General features: G+C 29.6%; 18 protein-coding genes and 1 other annotated feature. Of the genes, 14 read left to right on the top strand and 4 right to left on the bottom strand.

Annotated features, from left to right (window positions below; all coding sequences use genetic code 11):
* Positions 1 to 18 precede the first annotated feature (18 nt).
* From pepF to KXZ80_RS01710, 9 genes are all read left to right on the top strand, one after another.
* Positions 19 to 1,803: an oligoendopeptidase F gene (gene pepF / locus KXZ80_RS01670; protein ID WP_021434120.1), complete on the top strand. Its 1,785-nt coding sequence runs from the start codon at positions 19 to 21 to the stop codon at positions 1,801 to 1,803.
* 230 nt (positions 1,804 to 2,033) lie between these two features.
* Entirely contained in the window at positions 2,034 to 2,939 is a 906-nt protein-coding gene (gene pstC / locus KXZ80_RS01675; protein ID WP_021434119.1) for a phosphate ABC transporter permease subunit PstC, read from the top strand.
* A 1-nt stretch (position 2,940) separates the two neighbouring features.
* On the top strand, positions 2,941 to 3,765 hold the full coding sequence (gene pstA / locus KXZ80_RS01680) for a phosphate ABC transporter permease PstA (protein ID WP_021434118.1): 825 nt from the start codon (positions 2,941 to 2,943) through the stop codon (positions 3,763 to 3,765).
* Position 3,766: 1 nt separating this feature from the next.
* Positions 3,767 to 4,522, top strand: a complete 756-nt coding sequence (gene pstB / locus KXZ80_RS01685) for a phosphate ABC transporter ATP-binding protein PstB (protein ID WP_021430165.1) — start codon at positions 3,767 to 3,769, stop codon at positions 4,520 to 4,522.
* Between the two features lie 37 nt (positions 4,523 to 4,559).
* On the top strand, positions 4,560 to 5,213 hold the full coding sequence (gene phoU, locus KXZ80_RS01690; protein WP_021434117.1) for a phosphate signaling complex protein PhoU: 654 nt from the start codon (positions 4,560 to 4,562) through the stop codon (positions 5,211 to 5,213).
* Positions 5,214 to 5,381: 168 nt separating this feature from the next.
* Complete coding sequence (locus KXZ80_RS01695; RefSeq protein ID WP_021434116.1) at positions 5,382 to 6,194, top strand: polysaccharide deacetylase family protein; 813 nt, start codon at positions 5,382 to 5,384, stop codon at positions 6,192 to 6,194.
* A gap of 67 nt (positions 6,195 to 6,261) precedes the next feature.
* Positions 6,262 to 6,492 (top strand) — a binding site (T-box leader).
* Positions 6,493 to 6,546: 54 nt separating this feature from the next.
* Positions 6,547 to 9,210 (top strand): valine--tRNA ligase, encoded by a 2,664-nt coding sequence (locus KXZ80_RS01700; RefSeq protein ID WP_021434115.1) that lies wholly within the window; start codon positions 6,547 to 6,549, stop codon positions 9,208 to 9,210.
* A gap of 352 nt (positions 9,211 to 9,562) precedes the next feature.
* Complete coding sequence (locus KXZ80_RS01705; protein ID WP_021434113.1) at positions 9,563 to 10,186, top strand: PH domain-containing protein; 624 nt, start codon at positions 9,563 to 9,565, stop codon at positions 10,184 to 10,186.
* A 316-nt stretch (positions 10,187 to 10,502) separates the two neighbouring features.
* Complete coding sequence (locus KXZ80_RS01710; protein WP_021434112.1) at positions 10,503 to 11,798, top strand: bifunctional folylpolyglutamate synthase/dihydrofolate synthase; 1,296 nt, start codon at positions 10,503 to 10,505, stop codon at positions 11,796 to 11,798.
* Positions 11,799 to 11,849: 51 nt separating this feature from the next.
* Here the strand turns inward: KXZ80_RS01710 and KXZ80_RS01715 are convergent, their stop codons facing one another.
* Positions 11,850 to 12,101, bottom strand: coding sequence for a TIGR03905 family TSCPD domain-containing protein (locus tag KXZ80_RS01715; protein WP_021434111.1), 252 nt, complete (start codon positions 12,099 to 12,101; stop codon positions 11,850 to 11,852).
* Positions 12,102 to 12,266: 165 nt separating this feature from the next.
* Here KXZ80_RS01715 and KXZ80_RS01720 point away from each other — a divergent pair, with 165 nt between their 5' ends.
* Positions 12,267 to 13,133 (top strand): YncE family protein, encoded by an 867-nt coding sequence (locus KXZ80_RS01720; protein WP_021434110.1) that lies wholly within the window; start codon positions 12,267 to 12,269, stop codon positions 13,131 to 13,133.
* A gap of 1 nt (position 13,134) precedes the next feature.
* Here the strand turns inward: KXZ80_RS01720 and KXZ80_RS01725 are convergent, their stop codons facing one another.
* From KXZ80_RS01725 to KXZ80_RS01735, 3 genes are all read right to left on the bottom strand, one after another.
* On the bottom strand, positions 13,135 to 13,671 hold the full coding sequence (locus KXZ80_RS01725) for a DUF4364 family protein (protein ID WP_021430274.1): 537 nt from the start codon (positions 13,669 to 13,671) through the stop codon (positions 13,135 to 13,137).
* A 178-nt stretch (positions 13,672 to 13,849) separates the two neighbouring features.
* Positions 13,850 to 14,047 (bottom strand): alpha/beta-type small acid-soluble spore protein, encoded by a 198-nt coding sequence (locus KXZ80_RS01730; protein WP_021430292.1) that lies wholly within the window; start codon positions 14,045 to 14,047, stop codon positions 13,850 to 13,852.
* A 115-nt stretch (positions 14,048 to 14,162) separates the two neighbouring features.
* Positions 14,163 to 14,327, bottom strand: coding sequence for a hypothetical protein (locus tag KXZ80_RS01735; protein ID WP_021434109.1), 165 nt, complete (start codon positions 14,325 to 14,327; stop codon positions 14,163 to 14,165).
* A gap of 123 nt (positions 14,328 to 14,450) precedes the next feature.
* On the opposite strand from KXZ80_RS01735, the gene KXZ80_RS01740 reads away from it, so the two are divergent.
* The 4 genes from KXZ80_RS01740 (at position 14,451) to prdA (ending at position 20,647) form a co-directional block, all read left to right on the top strand.
* Entirely contained in the window at positions 14,451 to 15,215 is a 765-nt protein-coding gene (locus tag KXZ80_RS01740; RefSeq protein ID WP_038285934.1) for a polysaccharide deacetylase family protein, read from the top strand.
* Positions 15,216 to 15,353: 138 nt separating this feature from the next.
* Positions 15,354 to 17,123: a sigma-54 dependent transcriptional regulator PrdR gene (prdR, locus tag KXZ80_RS01745; protein WP_021434106.1), complete on the top strand. Its 1,770-nt coding sequence runs from the start codon at positions 15,354 to 15,356 to the stop codon at positions 17,121 to 17,123.
* 334 nt (positions 17,124 to 17,457) lie between these two features.
* Positions 17,458 to 18,744, top strand: coding sequence for a proline reductase-associated electron transfer protein PrdC (gene prdC / locus KXZ80_RS01750; RefSeq protein WP_173391677.1), 1,287 nt, complete (start codon positions 17,458 to 17,460; stop codon positions 18,742 to 18,744).
* A gap of 19 nt (positions 18,745 to 18,763) precedes the next feature.
* Complete coding sequence (gene prdA, locus KXZ80_RS01755) at positions 18,764 to 20,647, top strand: D-proline reductase (dithiol) proprotein PrdA (RefSeq protein WP_021434105.1); 1,884 nt, start codon at positions 18,764 to 18,766, stop codon at positions 20,645 to 20,647.
* Positions 20,648 to 20,658: the final 11 nt, after the last annotated feature.

Here is a 20,658-nt window from a genome sequence, read left to right on the forward strand (position 1 = left end):
AAACAAAGGAGTGAAATTATGGGATTAGATAGAGCTTCTATAGAAGAAAAGTTTAAATGGGATATAGACACGATGTATAAAAGTGAAGAAGCTATAGACCAAGATATAAAAAAAGTAGATGAAATTATAGGTGAACTTAAAACTTATAAAGGAAAACTTGCTGATAGCAAAGAAAACCTTTATAAGGTATTAACTGACTCAGAAAAAGCATCTAGAATACTTCAAAATTTATATGTATATACTCATATGAAACAACATGAAGATACTAGAAAAAATGAGAATCAAGCTAAAGCTACTAAGACTGAAATGTTATCTACAGAATTATCAATGGCAACATCATATATGGTTCCAGAGATAATAGCAATGGATGAATCAAAATTACAAGAGTATTTAAGTGATGAAAAATTAAGCTTTTACAAAAAACATTTAGATGAAATACTAAGAGATAAACCTCATACACTTACAGAAAAAGAAGAAGAAATACTAGCAGCAGCTTCAGATTTAAGTGGAATAGCTGAAAATGTATATGAAATGTTTTCTTTTGCAGATTTAAAATTCCCTGAAATAAAAGATGAAAAGGGAGAAACTGTACAAATTACTCATGGAAATTACTCTTCGTTCTTAAAGAGTAAGGATAAAAGAGTTAGGAAAGATGCATTTGATGCAGTGTATTCAACTTATGATGAATATAAAAATACATTTGCATCAACTTTATACGGTGGAATAAAAAGTGAAATTTTCTATGCGAAAATGAGAAACTTTAAATCAGCTATAGAAGGTTCATTATTCCAAGATGATATAAGTGTAGATGTATATAATAACTTAATTGATGCAGTTGATGAGAGTTTAGATACATTAAATAAATATGTAGATTTAAGAAAAAAATATTTAGGTATAGATGAAATGCATATGTATGATTTGTATGTGCCTATAAAATCAAACTTTGATATGAAGGTAACTTATGAAGAAGCACAAGAAATAATATTAAAAGCATTAAAGCCATTAGGTGAAGAATACTTAAGTGTTGTTAAAAAAGCTTTTGATGAAAGATGGATAGACGTTTATGAAAATGAAGGTAAGCAAGGTGGAGCTTATTCGTGGGGAAGTTATGATTCATCTCCATATATATTGATGAGCTATAAGGATGATTTAAACTCATTGTTTACATTGATTCATGAACTTGGACATTCTATGCATAGTTACTACTCAAGAAGTAATCAAGAATATTTGTATTCGTCATATAAAATATTTGTAGCAGAAGTTGCATCAACTTTAAATGAATTATTACTTGTAAATTATTTATTAGAGAACTCAAAATCAAAAGAAGAAAGAATGTATCTTTTAAATTATTATTTAGAACAATTCAGAACTACAGTATATAGACAAACTATGTTTGCTGAATTTGAAAAGATAACTCATGAAAAAGTAGAAAACAAAGAACCGTTAACTGCTAAAGAGTTTACAGAAATATATTATGATTTAAATAAAAAATACTATGGAAAATCTTGCATAGTAGATGAACCAATAGGATTAGAATGGGCTAGAATACCTCATTTTTATTCTAATTTCTATGTGTATAAATATGCTACAGGATTTTCAGCGGCTAGTGCTTTAAGTGAAAAAATCTTAAGAGAAGGCGATGCAGCTGTTGAGAAGTATATAGAATTCTTAAAAAGTGGAGGATCAGAATATCCACTTAATCAATTAAGAGCTGCTGGAGTAGACATGGAGAAAAAAGAATCTATAGAAAATGCATTAAATGTATTTAAAGAATTAGTAAATGAATTAGAGAGAGAATGTTAATCAACATTCTCTTTTTTTTTGGAAATATTGAATTTAGTTTGAAAAACGTCATTTTACGGCGAGTTAACATACTTTACTTTCAGTTAACATAACTCTAATTTAAACTTAACATTTAAACTTTATTATTGAATTGTAGAGAAAAAACTTAAAAAAGAATAAAGCATAGTAAAGTTGACAAACTAAAATTATAAATTAGAAATCATAAGAGTTATAAAAAAATGGAGGTATTTATGTTAGCTAATGAGCAACTGATTAAAACTAAAAATAACAACAAAACAAAGTATACAATAGAAAAAATAGCAAAAAATGTATTCATGATAAGTGCTTTAATTGCAGTAATTAGCTTATTACTTATTATAGGTTTTGTTTTTTATAAAGGACTTACACCATTTATATCAAAGGGATACTCATTTATAGACTTTTTAACAGGTACTTCATGGGTTCCAAGTGCAGATCAATATGGAATTTTACCTATGATAGTAGCATCAACTTTATCAACGATAGGTGCACTTTTAATAGGAGCTCCGATTGGAATTCTTACTGCAGCATTTATTGCAGAAGTAGCTCCTAAAAAAATAGCAAACATAATAAGTTCTGGAGTTGACTTATTAGCAGGAATACCATCTGTACTTTATGGATTATTTGGATTAGCAGTTATTGTTCCAAATATTCAAGGTGTATTTAATTTACCAAAGGGACAAAGTTTATTTGCTGTAATAATAGTTCTTTCTATAATGATGTTACCTACAATAATAGCTGTTTCAAAAACTGCTATAAAAGCTGTACCAGATGCTTATAGAGAAGGGTCTTTAGCTTTAGGAGCATCAAAAATTGAAACAATATTTAAAGTAGTTTTACCAGCTGCAAAATCAGGTATTTTAGCGGCGGTAGTATTAGGAACAGGAAGAGCTTTAGGTGAGACTATGGCAGTAATATTAGTTGCAGGTAACTCACCAGTTTTACCTAACTCACTTATGGATAGTGTAAGACCATTAACAACTAATATTGCATTAGAAATGGGATACGCATTTGGAACACATCAAGAGATGTTATTTGCGACAGGAGTTGTACTATTTATATTTATATTAGTACTTAACCTAGTATTAAGTAAACTTTCTAATAAGGCAGGCAATTAATATGAGAAAATTAAGAGAAAATTTTTTAAAGGCGGCAGTTTGGCTATCAGCTATATTTACAATAGGAATGTTGTTAATAATAGTTGGATTTATATTTATAAAAGGTATTGGGGGAATAAACCTAAACTTTTTAATTAGTGATTATTCAGCAAGTGGTGATGGTGGAATACTACCAATGATCGTCACAACTTTATATACAGTATTTTTATCATTAATAGTTGCTACACCAATAGGTGTTTTAGCGGCAGTATATTTACAAGAATATGCTAAAAAAGGACCAATAGTTAATATTGTAAGATTTGCAACAGAGAGTTTAGCAGGTATACCATCTATAGTTTATGGATTATTTGGAGGTATATTCTTTGTTATAACACTTCAAATGGGATATTCAATTATTGCAGGATCATTAACAGTAGCTATAATAATTTTACCTGTAATAATACGTACAACAGAAGAAGCATTAAAGACAGTTCCACAAGGATATAGAGAAGCATCTTTAGCTATGGGAGCTACAAAATTCCAAACTCTATACAAAGTAATAGTACCAAGTGCATTACCAGGGATTTTATCAGGAATAATACTATCGATAGGTCGTGTGGTTGGGGAGTCAGCAGCTATATTATTAACAGCTGGAACAGTAGCACAAATGCCAACTAGCATATTTGATAGTGCTAGAACACTTACAGTTCAATCTTACTTAGTTGCTAAAGAAACTGGAAATATACAACAAGCAGCTAGTGTAGGTGTAGTTTTAATAATTATAGTATTATGTTTAAATACTTTAGCTAAATTTATAGTTAAAAAGCTTAGTAAGGAGAGCTATTAAGATGAATAATATAAAAATAAATGTAAAAAACTTAGAACTTTTCTATGGAGATAACAAAGCATTAAAAGGAATAGACATGCAGATAAAAGAAAATAAAGTAACTGCATTAATAGGACCTTCAGGATGTGGAAAATCAACTTTTTTAAGAACTTTAAATAGAATGAACGATTTAATTGAAAATGTTAAAATAAAAGGGGAAATATCTGTAGACGGAGAAGATATATATAAATCTGATGATGTTATAAAACTACGTACAAAAGTAGGAATGGTATTCCAAAAACCAAATCCATTCCCAATGAGTATATATGATAATGTTGCTTATGGACCTAGAATACATGGAATAAAAGATAAAGCTACATTAGATAAGATTGTTGAAGAGAGTTTAAGAGGAGCTGCTATTTGGGAAGAGGTTAAAGACAGATTAAATAAATCAGCTTTAGGATTATCAGGAGGACAGCAACAACGTATTTGTATAGCTAGAACAATAGCTATGAAGCCAGAAGTAATATTAATGGATGAGCCAACTTCAGCGCTAGATCCAATATCAACATCTAAAGTAGAAGAATTAATAGATGAGTTAAAAGATAAATATACTATAGTAATAGTAACTCATAATATGCAACAAGCAGCTCGTGTATCGGATGAAACTGCATTTTTCCTATCAGGAGAAGTTGTAGAATTTGACGAAACAAAAACTATATTTACTAGTCCAAGGGATAAACGTACAGAAGATTATATAACAGGAAGATTTGGATAAAATAAATATAAAATAATCAATAAAAAGGAGTTTTAAAATGGTCAACAATAACTTAGAGTTAAATATAAATACCCTTATAAACTATACACTAAAAATGTTTGACAAAAGTCAAGAAATTCTAGAAGAATCAGTAAACAGCATGATGACAAAAGATATTGAAAAAGCAAAAGGAATTTCAGAAAAAGATGATGAAATAGACACTTTAAGAGACTATATAAGGGATAGAAGTATTGAGCTTATGGCATTAAAACAACCTATGGCAAAAGATTTAAGATTTATATATGCATTAGAAAGTATGTGCTTAGAGTTAGAGCGTATAGGCGATTATTCTGTAAATATATCAGTTGAAGTTGTAAAGATAGGAAAAGAAGAATATATAAAAGAATTAATAGATATACCTAAAATGAAAGATATATGCATTGATATGATAAAAGATGCAAAGAAAGCTTTAGAACTAAGAGATGAAGAACTTGCATACAATACAGCTTTAAAAGATGACTTAGTAGATAAGTTGTATGATGTTATACATGAACATACACTTAAGGTTATGCATGAAAAAGAAGTAAACATAGACCAAGGAGTGACAATGATGTTTGTTGCTAGGTATTTAGAAAGAATTGGAGACCATATTACCAATATATGTGAAAAAATTATATATGCATTAAGAGGCGATATGATTGAAATAGGATAAAACTACAGGAATGTAGTTTTATTTTTTTTGTGCTAATATTTTATTGAGTACAAACATATCTATTAAAGTACAGTGTTTAATTATAAAATTTAGCTATATTGATTGAAATAATTGTCAATAATAACTAATAGTATTTATTAAAATATAAAAAACAAAGGGGAAGTGGGGATGAAAAGAAAAATAAAACCTATTTTTTTAAGTGTATCTACAGTTGTATTACTTTTGTTTTTATTATTTGTTACATTTGATAAAATAATTGCTACATCAAGTGAACAAAATAATATAGATATAAAATTGCTAGAAAGTGATACGATGACATTAACTGACCTCATGATGAAAGCAAGTAGTGTAAATAATAGAGGACCGAAGCCAAAACCTGAGAAGGTTGCTTATATAACAATTGATGATGGGCCATCTAAATATACTGATGGAATACTATCTATTCTAGATAGCAATAACGTTAAAGCCACGTTCTTTATGATAGAAGGTAATATGAAACAACATCCAGAACAATTAAAAAGAATCGCTCAAGAGGGACACTCTATGGGATTTCACAGTGTAAGTCACGACATATCTGTACTATATAAAACTCCTGAAAATACTGTTAATGAATTTGATAAGTGCCAAGACACATTAAATAAAATTGCTAAAGTAAACTCAAACTTAATAAGATTGCCTTATGGTAGTAAACCTTATGCTCCAGAAGAATCATACAATGCATTAGTTGATGATGGATTTAAAATCTGGGATTGGAATTTGGATACGGAAGATTGGAAGGGAACTCCACAAACTATAGTAAATAATGTAAATAAATATTCGGATCAACATAGTGAAGTTGTACTTTTAATGCATGAAAAGGAACAAAGTGTTAAAGCTCTTCAAGGTATAATAAATCAATTAAAAGAAAAAGGATATACAATAATGCCAATAGAAGAAAGTGATATGCCTAAAAACTTTTGGGAACAAAATTTACGTAACTGAATATAATATTTATAAATATTGACAATAATAATGATGATTATATATAATTAAAAGATAAACAGAATATTTAAAAACTGAGAAAAAGAGGAGTATGCAAACTCAACTTACAGAGAGGGAAGTTCACCGGCTGAAAGACTTTCCAAGAAATGAATTGCAGAAGGTAGCTTTGGAGTTTCTAAGCTGAAAATAACAGTAAGCTTAGACGGTGAGAATCGTTAAATTTATTAAGTGTTATGTAGAGTTTGATTAAAAACTTTATATAAAATTAAGGTGGTAACGCGAGCTTTTCGTCCTTAAATAGGATGAAGGGCTCTTTTTTATGTATATAAAATAAAAAATAGGAGGAATTTACATGGAAAATACAAACTTACCAAAAACGTATAATCCAAAAGACTTTGAATCAAGATTATATTCAAAGTGGGTAGAAGAAGGTTTATTCAAATCTAAGCCAAACCCAAATAAAAAGCCATTTACTATAATGCTTCCCCCACCAAACATAACGGGGCAATTACACATGGGGCATGCTCTTGACCATACATTACAAGATATACTTATAAGATGGAAGAGAATGGACGGTTATGAAGCTTTATGGCAACCAGGAACAGACCATGCATCTATAGCAACAGAAGTTAAAGTTGTTGAGAGAATAAAAGAACAAGAAGGAAAAACTAAGTACGAAATAGGAAGAGAAGAGTTCTTAAAAAGAGCTATGGACTGGAGAAATGAATTTGGTAGAAAGATAGTAGACCAAATGAAACAATTAGGAGATTCATGTGACTGGGAAAGAGAAAGATTTACAATGGACCAAGGTTGTAATGAAGCAGTTACAGAATTCTTTGTAAAGTTATATGAAAAAGGTCAAATTTACAAAGGAAATAGAATAATAAACTGGTGTCCAGATTGTAAAACTACATTATCTGATGCAGAAGTTGAGCATGAAGAACATGATGGAAAGTTCTATCATATAAAATACCCAATAGCAGGTAGTGATGAATTTTTAGAAATAGCTACAACTAGACCAGAGACAATGCTTGGAGATACAGGTATAGCTGTAAATCCAGAAGATGAAAGATACACTCATTTAGTAGGAAAGCATGCTATACTTCCACTAGTAGGAAGAGAACTTATTATAGTTGCAGATGATTACGTTGATTTAGAGTTTGGTACAGGTGCAGTTAAAATGACTCCAGCACATGACCCTAATGACTTTGAAGTAGGTCAAAGACATAATCTTGAAAAAATAAACGTAATGAACGAAGATGGAACTATGAATAAATTAGCTGGTAAGTACGAAGGTATGGACAGATATGAGTGTAGAAAGCAACTTATAGCTGACTTAGAAGAAGCTGGATACTTAATAGCTATAAAAGATCATAATCACAATGTAGGATCTTGTTACAGATGTAAAACTGTAGTTGAGCCAAGATTATCAGATCAATGGTTCGTTAAAATGGATGAATTAGCAAAACCTGCTATAGACATATTAAAGAAACAAGATTTAGAATTTGTTCCAGATAAATTTGATAAAACTTACCTACAATGGTTAGAAAATATAAGAGACTGGTGTATATCAAGACAGTTATGGTGGGGACATCAAATACCAGCATACTACTGTCAAGAATGTGGTGAGGTAGTAGTTGCTAAAGAAATGCCAAAACAATGTAAATGTGGACATACTCACTTCAAGCAAGATGAAGATGTATTAGATACATGGTTCTCATCTGCATTATGGCCTTTCTCAACATTAGGATGGCCTAATAAAACAGAAGAGCTAAACTATTACTATCCAACAAGTGTACTTGTAACTGGATACGATATAATATTCTTCTGGGTTGTAAGAATGGCATTTGCAGGAATGTTCTGTATGGGAGAAACTCCATTTGAACATGTATTAATACATGGACTTGTAAGAGACTCAGAAGGTAGAAAAATGAGTAAATCTCTAGGAAACGGAATAGACCCATTAGAAGTAATAGACATGTACGGAGCTGATGCTTTAAGATTCATGTTAGCTACAGGAAACTCTCCAGGAAATGATATGAGATTCTATATGGAAAGAGTTGAATCATCTAGAAACTTTGCTAATAAGTTATGGAATGCATCTAGATTCGTATTTATGAACATAGATGAAGAAATAATGGATGGTGTTACTAGAGAATCAGTAGAAAAAAATATGACTTTAGCTGATAAATGGATAATTTCAAGAGCTAATAATGTTGTTAAAGAAGTTACTGATAACATGGATAAGTTTGACTTAGGAATAGCAGCTCAGAAGATATATGACTTTGCTTGGTCAGAGTACTGTGACTGGTATATAGAAATAGTTAAGCCAAGATTATACTCAGATGATAAAGAAGCTAAGCAAACAGCATTATATACATTAACATATGTATTAGAAAAAATATTAAAACTTCTTCATCCATACATGCCATTTATAACTGAAGAGATATATACTCACCTTCCAACTGTAGAAGGAAGTATAGTTGTAGCTCAGTTCCCTCATTACGATGAAGCTGACAATATGGCTAAAGAAGAAGAAATGATGAACTTAACTATGGATGGTATAAGAAACATAAGAAACGTAAGAGCTGAAATGAACGTACCACCATCAAAGAAAGCTAAAGTTATAATAGTTCCAACAGCTGATAAAAAAGAAGCTATGGAAGCTGGACTTGATTACTTTGTAACATTAGCATCTGCATCTACAGTTGAAATAGTTGAAGATGAAACTAATATACCAGAAGACGCTGTAAGTGTTGTTATAGATGGTGTAAAAATATTTATACCTCTTGATGAATTAGTTGACTTCACTAAAGAACTAGATAGATTAAATAAAGAAAAAGCTAAATTAGAAGGTGAAATAAAGAGAGTAAACGGAAAACTTTCTAATCAAGGATTCTTAGCTAAAGCTCCAGAAAGCTTAGTTAATGAAGAAAAAGCTAAAAAAGAAAAATTTGAAGAAATGATGAAATCAGTTATTGAAAGAATAGAAAATATAGAAGCTAAAATGAAGTAGTAAAAATAGTAGAGACCCTGTTTAAGTTTTGCTCCACAAAGCTGAAAATACGCTTTGAAATGTCGCTAAAACTTAAACAGGGTCTCTTTATGATGGAGATAAAAATGAAAGTTTTGCTCCACAAAGCTGAAAAGATGCTTTGAAATGTGGCTAAAACTTAAACAGGGTCTCTTTATGGTAGGAATAAAATGAAAGTTTTGTTCTACAAAGCTGAAAAGATGCTTCGAAATGTCGCTAAAATTTATATAGGGTCTCTTTATGATGGGAAGATAAGGATAAAGGTAAAGAGTTATGTGAAGAATATGGATTATAGGGTATAATAGTAAATAATAAAATTTAAGGAGGGGTATTTATGGCAGGAAATTTATTTGGAAGAATGGCAGCTGATACTTTAGGATTATCGGATATAGGTAAAATAATATCGCCAAGAGATTTTGATAAAGTAGATGGTGATGATTATATAATGCATGAAGATGGAGAAAAAATATTCTTCGTTATAAAATCAAAATCAGATGAATATGTGTTTACAAATAGAGGCCTTTTACATGTAGACGGAGCTAATGCAATTAGTAAAAAAAGAACTGTTAAAAGACATGAATTTTATTATGAAAGGGTACATTCAGTAACTCTAGAAACTGCAGGAACTGTAGATTTAGATATAGAGATAAAATTTAGCTTTGGAGAAGAAGCATTTAGTATAGATGTAGATAAAAAACAATTAGAGCAATTAAAAGATTTATATAAAGCTTTAGTTGAAGTTGGAATACAACAAGGTAAAAACCAAGTTGCTATACAAGATGGAACAAAAGGGCTTGATATGGCAAACAATGCAATTTCAAGATGCAATTTAGATGGAAATGCAGTAAATGTTGTAAAAGAGTTAACTAACTTTAACTTAGATTGGATGGAATCGCTAAGATTAAATTATAGCAATAAAGATTTCACTGAAGTATTTGAAAAATATATAAATAATTAAACCTATATATAATAATAGAGTATGTAGAGTCCATATATAAGTTTTGCTCCACAAAGCAGTAAAGATGCTTTGAAATGTAGCTAAAACTTATATATGGGCTATTTTATATTTATAGCGAAAAAATATGAAATAGTATATAGATAACTTACCTAGATATAAGTTAAAATATAAGTTGGCAATTTTATTTTTGAAAATTTTCAGACAAGAAATTTGCATAGAATTTTTAAGTTATTAACAAGAGGATTAATTGAGTATTTTGCCGAAATTAAATAACATTAGAAATAATTTACACTTAATTATACAATGGAGGAACAATATGAATTATAATGAGGCTTTACAGTTTATACACGAAAGTCATAAGTTTGGTATGAGACTAGGATTAGATAATATAAAAAAATTATTACAACTATTAGGAAACCCGCAAGATAATTTAAATATAATACATGTTGCAGGTACTAATGGTAAAGGGTCAACATGTTCTTTCATATCATCTATTTTAAAAGAAAGTGGATATAAAGTAGGATTATATACTTCTCCATTTTTAGAGACATTTACAGAACGAATAAGAGTAAATGGAGAAAATATAGCAGAAGAAGAAGTTGGGAAAATAGTATCTTTAATAAAAGAAAAAATAGAAATAATGGTTAGTGAAGGATATTCTTATCCTACTGAATTTGAAATAGTTACGGCTATGGCATTTTATTATTACAACCAAGAAAAAGTTGACTTTGTTGCTCTAGAAGTTGGGCTTGGAGGTAGATACGATGCAACTAATGTTATCGATAAACCTTTAGTAAGTGCAATAACTTCAATAAGTTTAGATCATACAGGTATACTTGGAGATACATTAGGAAAAATAGCTTTTGAAAAGGGCGGAATTATAAAAGAAGATTGCCCTACTATAGTATATCCACAGCAAGAAGAAGCAAGTGAAGTTATAAAAAATATATGTGCTGAAAAAAAATCTAAATACATAGAATGTAATTTTAAAAATATAGAAATAAAATCATCAAATATTAACTCACAAATATATAATTGTAATATAAATGGAAAAGAATTAAATGATTTAGAAATTAAATTAATAGGAGAACATCAGATAAAAAATTCTATTGTAGCTTTAAATGTTATTGAGTATTTAAATGATATTAAAATTACAAATATATCTGAAGAAAATATTAGAAAAGGTCTATTAGAAACTAAGTGGCCAGGAAGAATAGAAAAAATAAGTGAAAATCCAATGTTTATAATAGATGGAGCACATAATGAAGAAGGTGCTAAATCACTTGCAAATTCTATTGATAAATATTTTGAAAATAAAAATAAAATTTTAGTTATAGGAATGCTTGAAGACAAGGATATAGAATCTGTATTAGATTTATTAATACCGAAATTTAATAAAGTTATAACTACTACTCCTGATAATCCAAGGGCTATAGATGCTAATAAACTTAAAGAAAAAATAGAAAGATATAATATAGAAGTAACTTGCAAACCAAATATAAAAGAAGCTGTTGACTATGCATTAGAAATATCAAATAAAGATGATGTAATAATAAGTGCAGGATCTTTATATATGATAGGGAACGTAAGAACTATAATAGTAAATAAATAAAAATAGAGTTTGTAATCTGAGTTAAAATACTTAAATTACAAACTCTATTTTTTATTTTGATAATTGTTCAAGTAAAGCTTTTGATAATTGATCAGGACAAGAAGTTGATTTTCCTCCACAAGTTATACCAGCTAATTTCTCTGCAACTTCATCAGCACGAGTTCCCTCAACAAGATGTTTAAGACCTAATAAGTTACCAGGACATCCACCAACGAAGTCTACACTTGTAACTATATTATTTTCATCGATATCAAACACCATTTCCTTACAACAAACCCCTGATGGTTTAAATGATACTTTCATTGTAAATACCTCCAAAAACATGATAAGTAAATAATATCAAATAATATAGATGAATATCAACAACTTTTTAATAAGTATAATTTCCTAGTTAGTAAAAAAAGTAATAAGACGAGCATTTTAAACAATATACTATGATAGTACATTTTATTGCGAGGAGGTTTTGTTTTGAAGCTATATACATCTAATTATTTATCACAGAGTTTAAGTGTAATAGATTATCAGACTCTTAAATTGGAAAAAGAAATAAATTTAGGACCAGACATATATCCTCACCATTTTTGCATAGAAAAAGATAAAAACATAATGTATATACCAAGTTCGTTTGATGGAGTTCTTTATGTTTTAGATATTGGAAAAGAGAAAATAATAGATTCTGTATCTATAGGAGGAAATTTAAGCCAGGTTTCGCTTTGTAAAAATGAACTTTTTGTAGCTAATGAAGATTCGAATAGTATTTATGTATTGGATAAGGATAATCTGGAACCAATAGGGGTTATTAGCGTTGATAATATGCCTCATGGGTTTGCATATGATAAAGTAGATAATAAACTATATGTCCCTTGTATCGATTCTATTTTATGTATAGATATAGAGAAGAAAATAGTTGAACGAAAGGTCGATTTAGATTATAAAGCATGGCATATAAAAATAGATAAATATAAGGATATTATATACACATCTACATTAGATGGTAAGATAATTATTTTAGATAAAAAAAACTTAAATATATTAGATACAATAGGAAATTTTTTAATTCCAGTTGAAATATGCGTAAATTATAAAAAAGAACATATATATATAGCAGATTTAGGCTATAAAGCTATAAAAATATTAGACTATAAAACACATAAAGAAATTGGATGTATAAAGATAAATGGAAATCCTCAAGGGTTAGAACTATCAAATGATAGTAAGTTTTTGTTTTTGACTGATACTTTTAATAATAGTGTTAAGATTTATGGAACGGATAACAATGAGATTATAGATGAAATTAAGGTAGGAAAAGAGCCTACCACCATAGTTTTTGTGTAGGCTATTTTTTGTTTGTAATAAGTAGTTCTATTATTTCAGCATACATATACGATGCATTCTTTTTCCAATTGTCGCATATTAATTTTGCTTGTTTTTCGGAAGATACGTTTAAATTTAAATCTATTAAGTTTGATTGGTTTTCAATAACTCGTAGATTTACTATATATTCATTATCACTTTGCTTGACAAAGCTTGACTTTACTTGAGTATCTGCTAATAAGTTTTCTTTATTTAATTTTATATACTCATCTAGCTTCTCTGTAATTTGAGAAGGAATTCTAGATAAGAAGTAGTTTAGAGTCTCAATACCTTTTTGTGTTAAAGTGTAATACTCTCTATTTGAATCTTCATATATTTTTAAGAATTTGGCATCCATAAGTTGTGAAAGAAATTGCTGTAATGAGAAATAATTCATTACTTCCGTCTCAAGAATAACTTGTGTTATTTGAGAATTTGTTAAATCCATTTTAGCTTTTTCTAAAACATATAAGATTAATAACTTATGGTAAGCTAATTCTTCAGATGAGTTTTCAAACATAATATCATCCTCCGTATAATGTTTCTATATAACTACTATATTAAACTAAAACATATAAAAATAAAAGTAGAATTTAATATTTAAATATATGCACTTATATAAAAATTTTATTTATCTATGTAAAAAGGCTACCTTGTCAGGTAGCCTTCTTATGAATCCTAGGTGTCTAATTTACTACTTATTTTCCAGACATTTGTCTTTCTGCCATTTCTACTAGCTTTTTAGTCATGTATCCACCTACATATCCATTTTGTCTAGCAGTTAAGTTTCCTTTATCTACTGATTCATAGTTAGATAAACCTAACTCATTAGCTATTTCTAGCTTCATTTGATTTAATGCTGCTTTAGCTTCTGGAACGGCTTTTTTAGTTGACATAGTAAATTTCCTCCTTAAAGTTATAAGATGTCTCAACAAGTTTTTTTCTAAAATCTTGTTGTTGGTATTAATTTAACCAATGCCCAAAATTATATTCACATTTTTAAAAATTTTTTTATTTAAATTTTTTATTTATTTTTATCTTTTTATCTTTTCTAATGCCTTCTTGAATACCATGAGCTTCTCTTAAAAAATGTGTACTGTTTAATTTAACACTTTTGATTTCATTGTCTTCAGCTTTTCCTTTTAAAATTCCAAACTCACTTCTTAGATTAGTCATAAATACACCACCTTTTTTTAGATTACAATTAACTTTCCCAATTAATAAAATTAATTTAGTAGTAATTTTTTGAAAAAAATAAAAATAAACTTGTACTAGAGTATTTATAATTGGAGGGATGATATGAATAAGAAAATAACTGAAATTAAATCGTTGATATCTAGTTTCTTGTTTTTTGCTTTTACGCTTACAATTGTATTTGGGGTAGTGTATAGCGTAAGGTACATAGGGGAAAATATGTCAAATGAAAAAATGCCAATAAGTAAAGTAGAAACTGATGATAAAAAAATATCTTTAACTTTTGATATAGCATCTGGATCATCTAATATAGAAACTATATTGGATACTTTAGATAAATATAATGTAAAAGCATCATTTTTTCTAGTTGGAAATTGGGTAGATGAAAATGAAAAAATAGTAAAAGAAATTAGTGAGCGTGGGCACGATATAGGAAACCATTCAAATTCACATGCTAATATGAAAGAGATAAGTGAATCAGACTTGAAAAATGAATTAAATACAACATCATCCAAGATAGAATCTATAACAGGAGAAAAGACAACTATGTATAGACCTCCTTTTGGAGAATTTGATAATAAGAGTTTAAAGGTTTGCGAAGATTTAGGATACACTGTAGTTAATTGGGATATAGATTCATTTGACTGGAAGGAAATAGGGCCTAATTTTGTTACAGAGAAAGTTTTAAAGGGAGTTAAGCCAGGATCTATAGTTTTATTTCATGGAGATATAAAAAATAGTAAACAATACTTAGAAAAAACAATATCAAAGTTAAAAGAAAAATATGAAATAGTTCCGCTATCTAAGTTAATGTATAATGAAGGTTATGAAGTTGATTCAAATGGAATTCAAAAATTAAAAAGTAATTAGAAAAAAGTTATAGGCAAAAGCCTATAACTTTTTTTCTAATTATGTATTTTCTAAAAGGTATTTAAATAGAAAGTATTTTATGTAGAAAGTATATAGTATAATAGTACTTATAAAAATTTTCATTCTCAGGAGGTTATAATGTTTTCTGTACCAGAAACTAAAATAGTAAAAGATGTTATGGGAAAGAGTTTTGTCTTAGTTGATGAAAATATCACACTAGGACAAGCTATCGACTTGATTGTAAGTAAAAATGAAAGAGAAGTTATGGTTGATAATGGAAACGGCGGCATAAAAGGAATAGTATCATTAACGGATATATGTAATCTATCATTAAAACGTAAAGATTATAAAAATGAGTTAGTTAAAAATGCAATGAGTAAAAATCTAATAAGTATAAATAAAGATGCAAAGTTAGATGAATGCAGAAACATAATGATGAGAAATAACATAGGGGTATTACCAGTACTAGAAAATGAAAAGTTAATAGGGGTCGTAAATCAAAAACATATAAGAGATTTCTTATATATGGAGTTAGAAGATTACGGAATAACTGTTAAGCATATAATAGGTGAAATAAAAGAAGGAATATGTGCTATAAATACAGATGGAAAAGTTGTTCTTTGGAATAAATTTATGGAAAATAGATATGGAATAAAGTCAGAAGAGATTGTTGGTAAATCCATGGAAAAGTATCTTAGTGGAACTATATCAGCTAGAGTTTTAAGAACTAAAACAAGAGAAAGTGGTATATACAAAAATAATGATAATGAAAATGATGTTTATGGAGTAGTTGATGCAAACCCTATATTTATAAATTCGGAATTTGTAGGAGTTGTATGTACAGAAGTAGACATAACGGAGGCTCAAAAGCTTTCAAGAAAGCTTGATAAGGCGAATGATAGATTAAAATACTTAGAGGATGAAGTAAAAAACTTATCAAAAGGAAGTTTTGATAATATATTAGGTAGAAGTTATAAATTAGAAAGAGCTAAGGAAGTGGCTAAAAGGGTTTCGAATACAAATAGTAGTATATTTATATTTGGAGAAAGTGGAACAGGTAAAGAAGTTTTTGCACGTGCTATACATGATTATAGTGAAAGAAAAGGTCCTTTTATACCTGTAAACTGTAGTGCCATACCATCAGAATTATTTGAGAGTGAATTTTTTGGATATGAAGCAGGGTCGTTTACCGGTGCAAATAAAAAAGGCAAAATTGGTATATTTGAACTAGCAAAGCACGGTACTGTATTTTTAGATGAGATAGCAGATTTACCATTAAGCATGCAGGCGAAACTATTAAGAGTATTGCAAGAAAAAGAAGTAAGAAGAATAGGTGGAGAAAAAACTATAAAAATAGACGCTAGAATTATATCTGCAACTAATAAAAATTTACAAAATTTAGTTGAAGAAGATAAGTTTAGAGAAGATTTATATTATAGATTAAATGTAGTAGAAATAGATTTACCACCATTAAGAGAAAGAAAAGAAGATATATTACTTTTAGTTAATAAATTTATAAAAGAGATATGTGAAGAAAATAATCGAGAGCCACTAAAAATAAGTAAAGAAGCTATGGATGTATTACAAAGATATACGTGGAAAGGTAATATAAGAGAATTAAAAAACACGATAGAAAATATAGTAGTGTTATCTACTGGAGATATAATAGATAAAGATGATATACCTGTTTATATAGTTGAATCTAGTCAACATATAAGCGTAGATGAAGAATATCCATTAGACCTTAATAAAGCTATAAGCAAATTAGAAGTAAAAACTATAAAGGTTGCACTAAGCATAACTAATGGAAATAAAGCAAAAGCAGCTAAAATACTTAATATACCAAGAACGACTCTTTATTATAAGATTGAACAGTATGATATAGAAGTGACTAAAAATAGACATTAGACGAAAAACTGACATTTGTAACGTTTTCAATTTGAAATAGGGAAGTTAGGGGGATGTGATAAAAATAACTATAAAAAAATTAAAATGAAACCTTAAAAGTGTCGGAAATATGACGTTTATTCTCGGGAAAACGTAATTTGTCGTTGTAATTTGATGAAATTTGGTATAAAATATATGTAGATATTGAAGATAAATACAAAAAACTTGTCGAAAAATGATATTTTATAAACAAATACGACAAAAATTTTAAAAAAATAATTAAAACAAAATAATTGGCACGGTAATTGCTAATAATAAAACAGTGTAAAATAAAATTAGTCAGGGGGTGAAATCTATGATGCTTAAAATAGAATTAAGACAGCATGTAGGTGCGCCATGTAAACCTATAGTTGAGGTTGGAAGCGAAGTTAAAAAAGGACAACTTATAGCTGAGCCACAAGGATTAGGAGCAAATATACATTCAAGTGTTTATGGTAAAGTTGTTGAAGTTACAGAAAGTTCTATAATAATAGAGGCTTCTGAGAATCAACCTGATGAGTATGTAAAAATAAAAGATACAGAAAGTAACTTAGACGCTATAAAAGAAGCTGGTATAGTTGGTGCAGGAGGAGCTGGTTTCCCTACACATGTAAAACTTAATGTAGATCTTACAGGAGGATGTATCATAGCAAATGCTGCAGAATGTGAGCCAGTACTTGGTCACAATGTGGAGTTAATGGAAAATAATCCAGAGATAATAATTAAAGGATTAAAATACATGCTTGATATAACTAAAGCTGATAAAGCTTATATAGCTGTAAAGCCAAAGTACAAAAAAGCCATAATGGCGTTAGGAAAAGCTTGTAAGAATGAAGCAAACATAGAATTAAAATATTTACCAGATATGTACCCAGCTGGTGACGAGAGGGTTATAATAAGAGAATTATTAGGAATAACTCTTGTTCCAGGACAACTTCCAATAGAAGCGAAAACTGTAGTTTCTAATGTTGAAACTATAAAACGTATAGTCGAAGCTATAGAAGAAAGAAAACCTTTTATAACTAAAGACATAACTGTTGGAGGAAGAGTAAAAGGTGCAGAGAACAAAGGCAAAGTATTTATGGATGTTCCTATAGGAATGCCTATAATAACATATATAGAAAAATGTGGAGGATTCATTGCACCATATGGAGAAATAGTACTTGGAGGTCCTTTCACTGGAAGACACGGTGAAGAAGAAAGTCCAGTTACTAAAACTTTAGGTGGAATATTAGTATCTATGCCACTTCCACAAGAAAGCAAGAAATTAGGAATAATAGCTTGCGAGTGTGGAGCACAAGAAGATAGACTAAAACAAATTGCATCTTTAATGGGTGCTGAAGTTGTAGCAGAAGAAAAATGTAAGAGAATGACTGAGGTAAATGGTAGATTTAGATGTGATTTACCAGGTATATGCCCAGGTCAAGCAGAAAAAGTGCTTAAGTTAAAGAGTCAAGGAGCTGAAGCTGTATTAATAGGTAACTGCGAGGACTGAACAAACACAGTTATGCAAGTGGCGCCTAGGTTAGGTTTGCCTGTATACCATAGTACAGACCATGTATTAAGAGCTTCGGGACATAGATTATATAGAAGAAAAAAATAATGCTAGGAGGTATTAGAAAATGTCAATAACTGTAGAAACAGCTAAAGCTCATGCTAAAGATCCAGCGGTATGCTGCTGTAGATTTGAAGCTGGGACTGTACTAGAACCATCAAATTTAGAAGATCCAGCAATATTCGCTGACTTAGAGGATTCAGGATTATTAACAATAGCAGATGATTGTTTAACAATAGAGCAAGTTTTAGGAGCTAAACTATTAAAAACTTTAGATGCTTTAACTCCAATAACTGCTGACTGTGTAGAAGGTGTAGTAGCAGTAGCTGAAGAGGCTAAAGAAGAAGTTAAGGAAGAAGTTAAAGAAGTAGCACCAGTTGCTTCAGTAGCTCCAGTATCTCAAATAGCTCCAGTAAATGGACAAACTATAAAGATACATATAGGTGAAGGTAGAGATATAAACTTAGAAATACCTTTAAATGTAGCTCAAGGAATGGGTGTAGCACCAGTTGCTCCTGTAGCTGTAGCAGAAAATGCAGAAGCTGTAGAAGTTAAAGCTGAGCCAGTTCAAGAAGCTAAAGCAATGAGAAGCTTAACTAAAAAACATTTTAAAATAGAAAAAGTAGTTTTCGCTGAAGAAACTAAAATAGATGGAACTACTTTATACTTAAGAACTCCAGAAGAATTAACTAAAGAAGCTGTAAATTCAGAAGAATTAGTTGTTGATATGAAGTTAGAAATAATAACTCCAGCTGAATACAACAAATACAGTGAAACTATAATGGATGTTCAACCTATAGCTGCTAAAGAAGAAGGAGAAATAGGAGAAGGTGTAACAAGAGTTATAGACGGAGTTATAATGATGGTAACTGGTACTGATGAAAACGGAGTTCAAATAGGTGAATTCGGTTCTTCAGAAGGTGTATTAGAAACTAACATAATGTGGGGAAGACCAGGTGCTCCTGATAAAGGTGATATATTCATCAAAACTCAAGTAACAGTTAAAGCTGGTACTAACATGGAAAGACCAGGACCATTAGCTGCTCACTGTGCATCTGATTATATAACTCAAGAAATAAGAGAAGCATTAAAGAACGCTGAAGAGTCTTTAGTAGTTGATACTGAAGAATTAACTCAATATAGAAGACCTGGTAAGAAAAAGGTTGTTGTAGTTAAAGAGATAATGGGACAAGGGGCAATGCATGATAACTTAATATTACCTGTTGAGCCAGTTGGAACATTAGGAGCTAAACCAAACGTTGACTTAGGAAACGTTCCAGTAGTATTATCTCCACTTGAAGTATTAGATGGTGGTATACATGCATTAACTTGTATAGGACCTGCATCTAAAGAAAACTCTAGACATTACTGGAGAGAGCCATTAGTAATAGAAGCTATGCATGATGAAGAAATAGATTTAGTAGGTGTTATATTTGTAGGATCTCCACAAGTAAATGCTGAGAAATTCTATGTATCTAAGAGATTAGGTATGATGATAGAAGCTATGGGTGTTGATGGTGCTATAGTAACAACTGAAGGATTCGGAAACAACCATATAGATTTCGCTTCTCATATAGAGCAAATAGGTAAGAGAGATGTAGCTGTAGTAGGTGTAAGTTTCTCTGCTGTTCAAGGTGCTCTAGTTGTTGGTAATGAATACATGAAATACATGATAGACAACAACAAGTCTAAACAAGGTATAGAAAATGAAGTATTATCAAACAATACATTATGCCCAGAAGATGCTGTAAGATCTTTAGCAATGTTAAAGACAGTAATGGGTGGAGAAGAAGTTAAAGCTGCTGAGAGAAAATGGAATGCTAACGTTAAATTAAATAACGTTGAATTAATAGAAAAAGAAACTGGTAAGAAGTTAGAACTTGTTGAAAACGAGCAAACTTTACCAATGAGTGAAAAAAGAAAGAATATATACGAAAAAGACGCTAAATAGTAAAAGACGTT

The sequence above is a fragment of the Paraclostridium bifermentans genome (assembly GCF_019916025.1).
GTDB lineage: Bacteria > Bacillota > Clostridia > Peptostreptococcales > Peptostreptococcaceae > Paraclostridium > Paraclostridium bifermentans.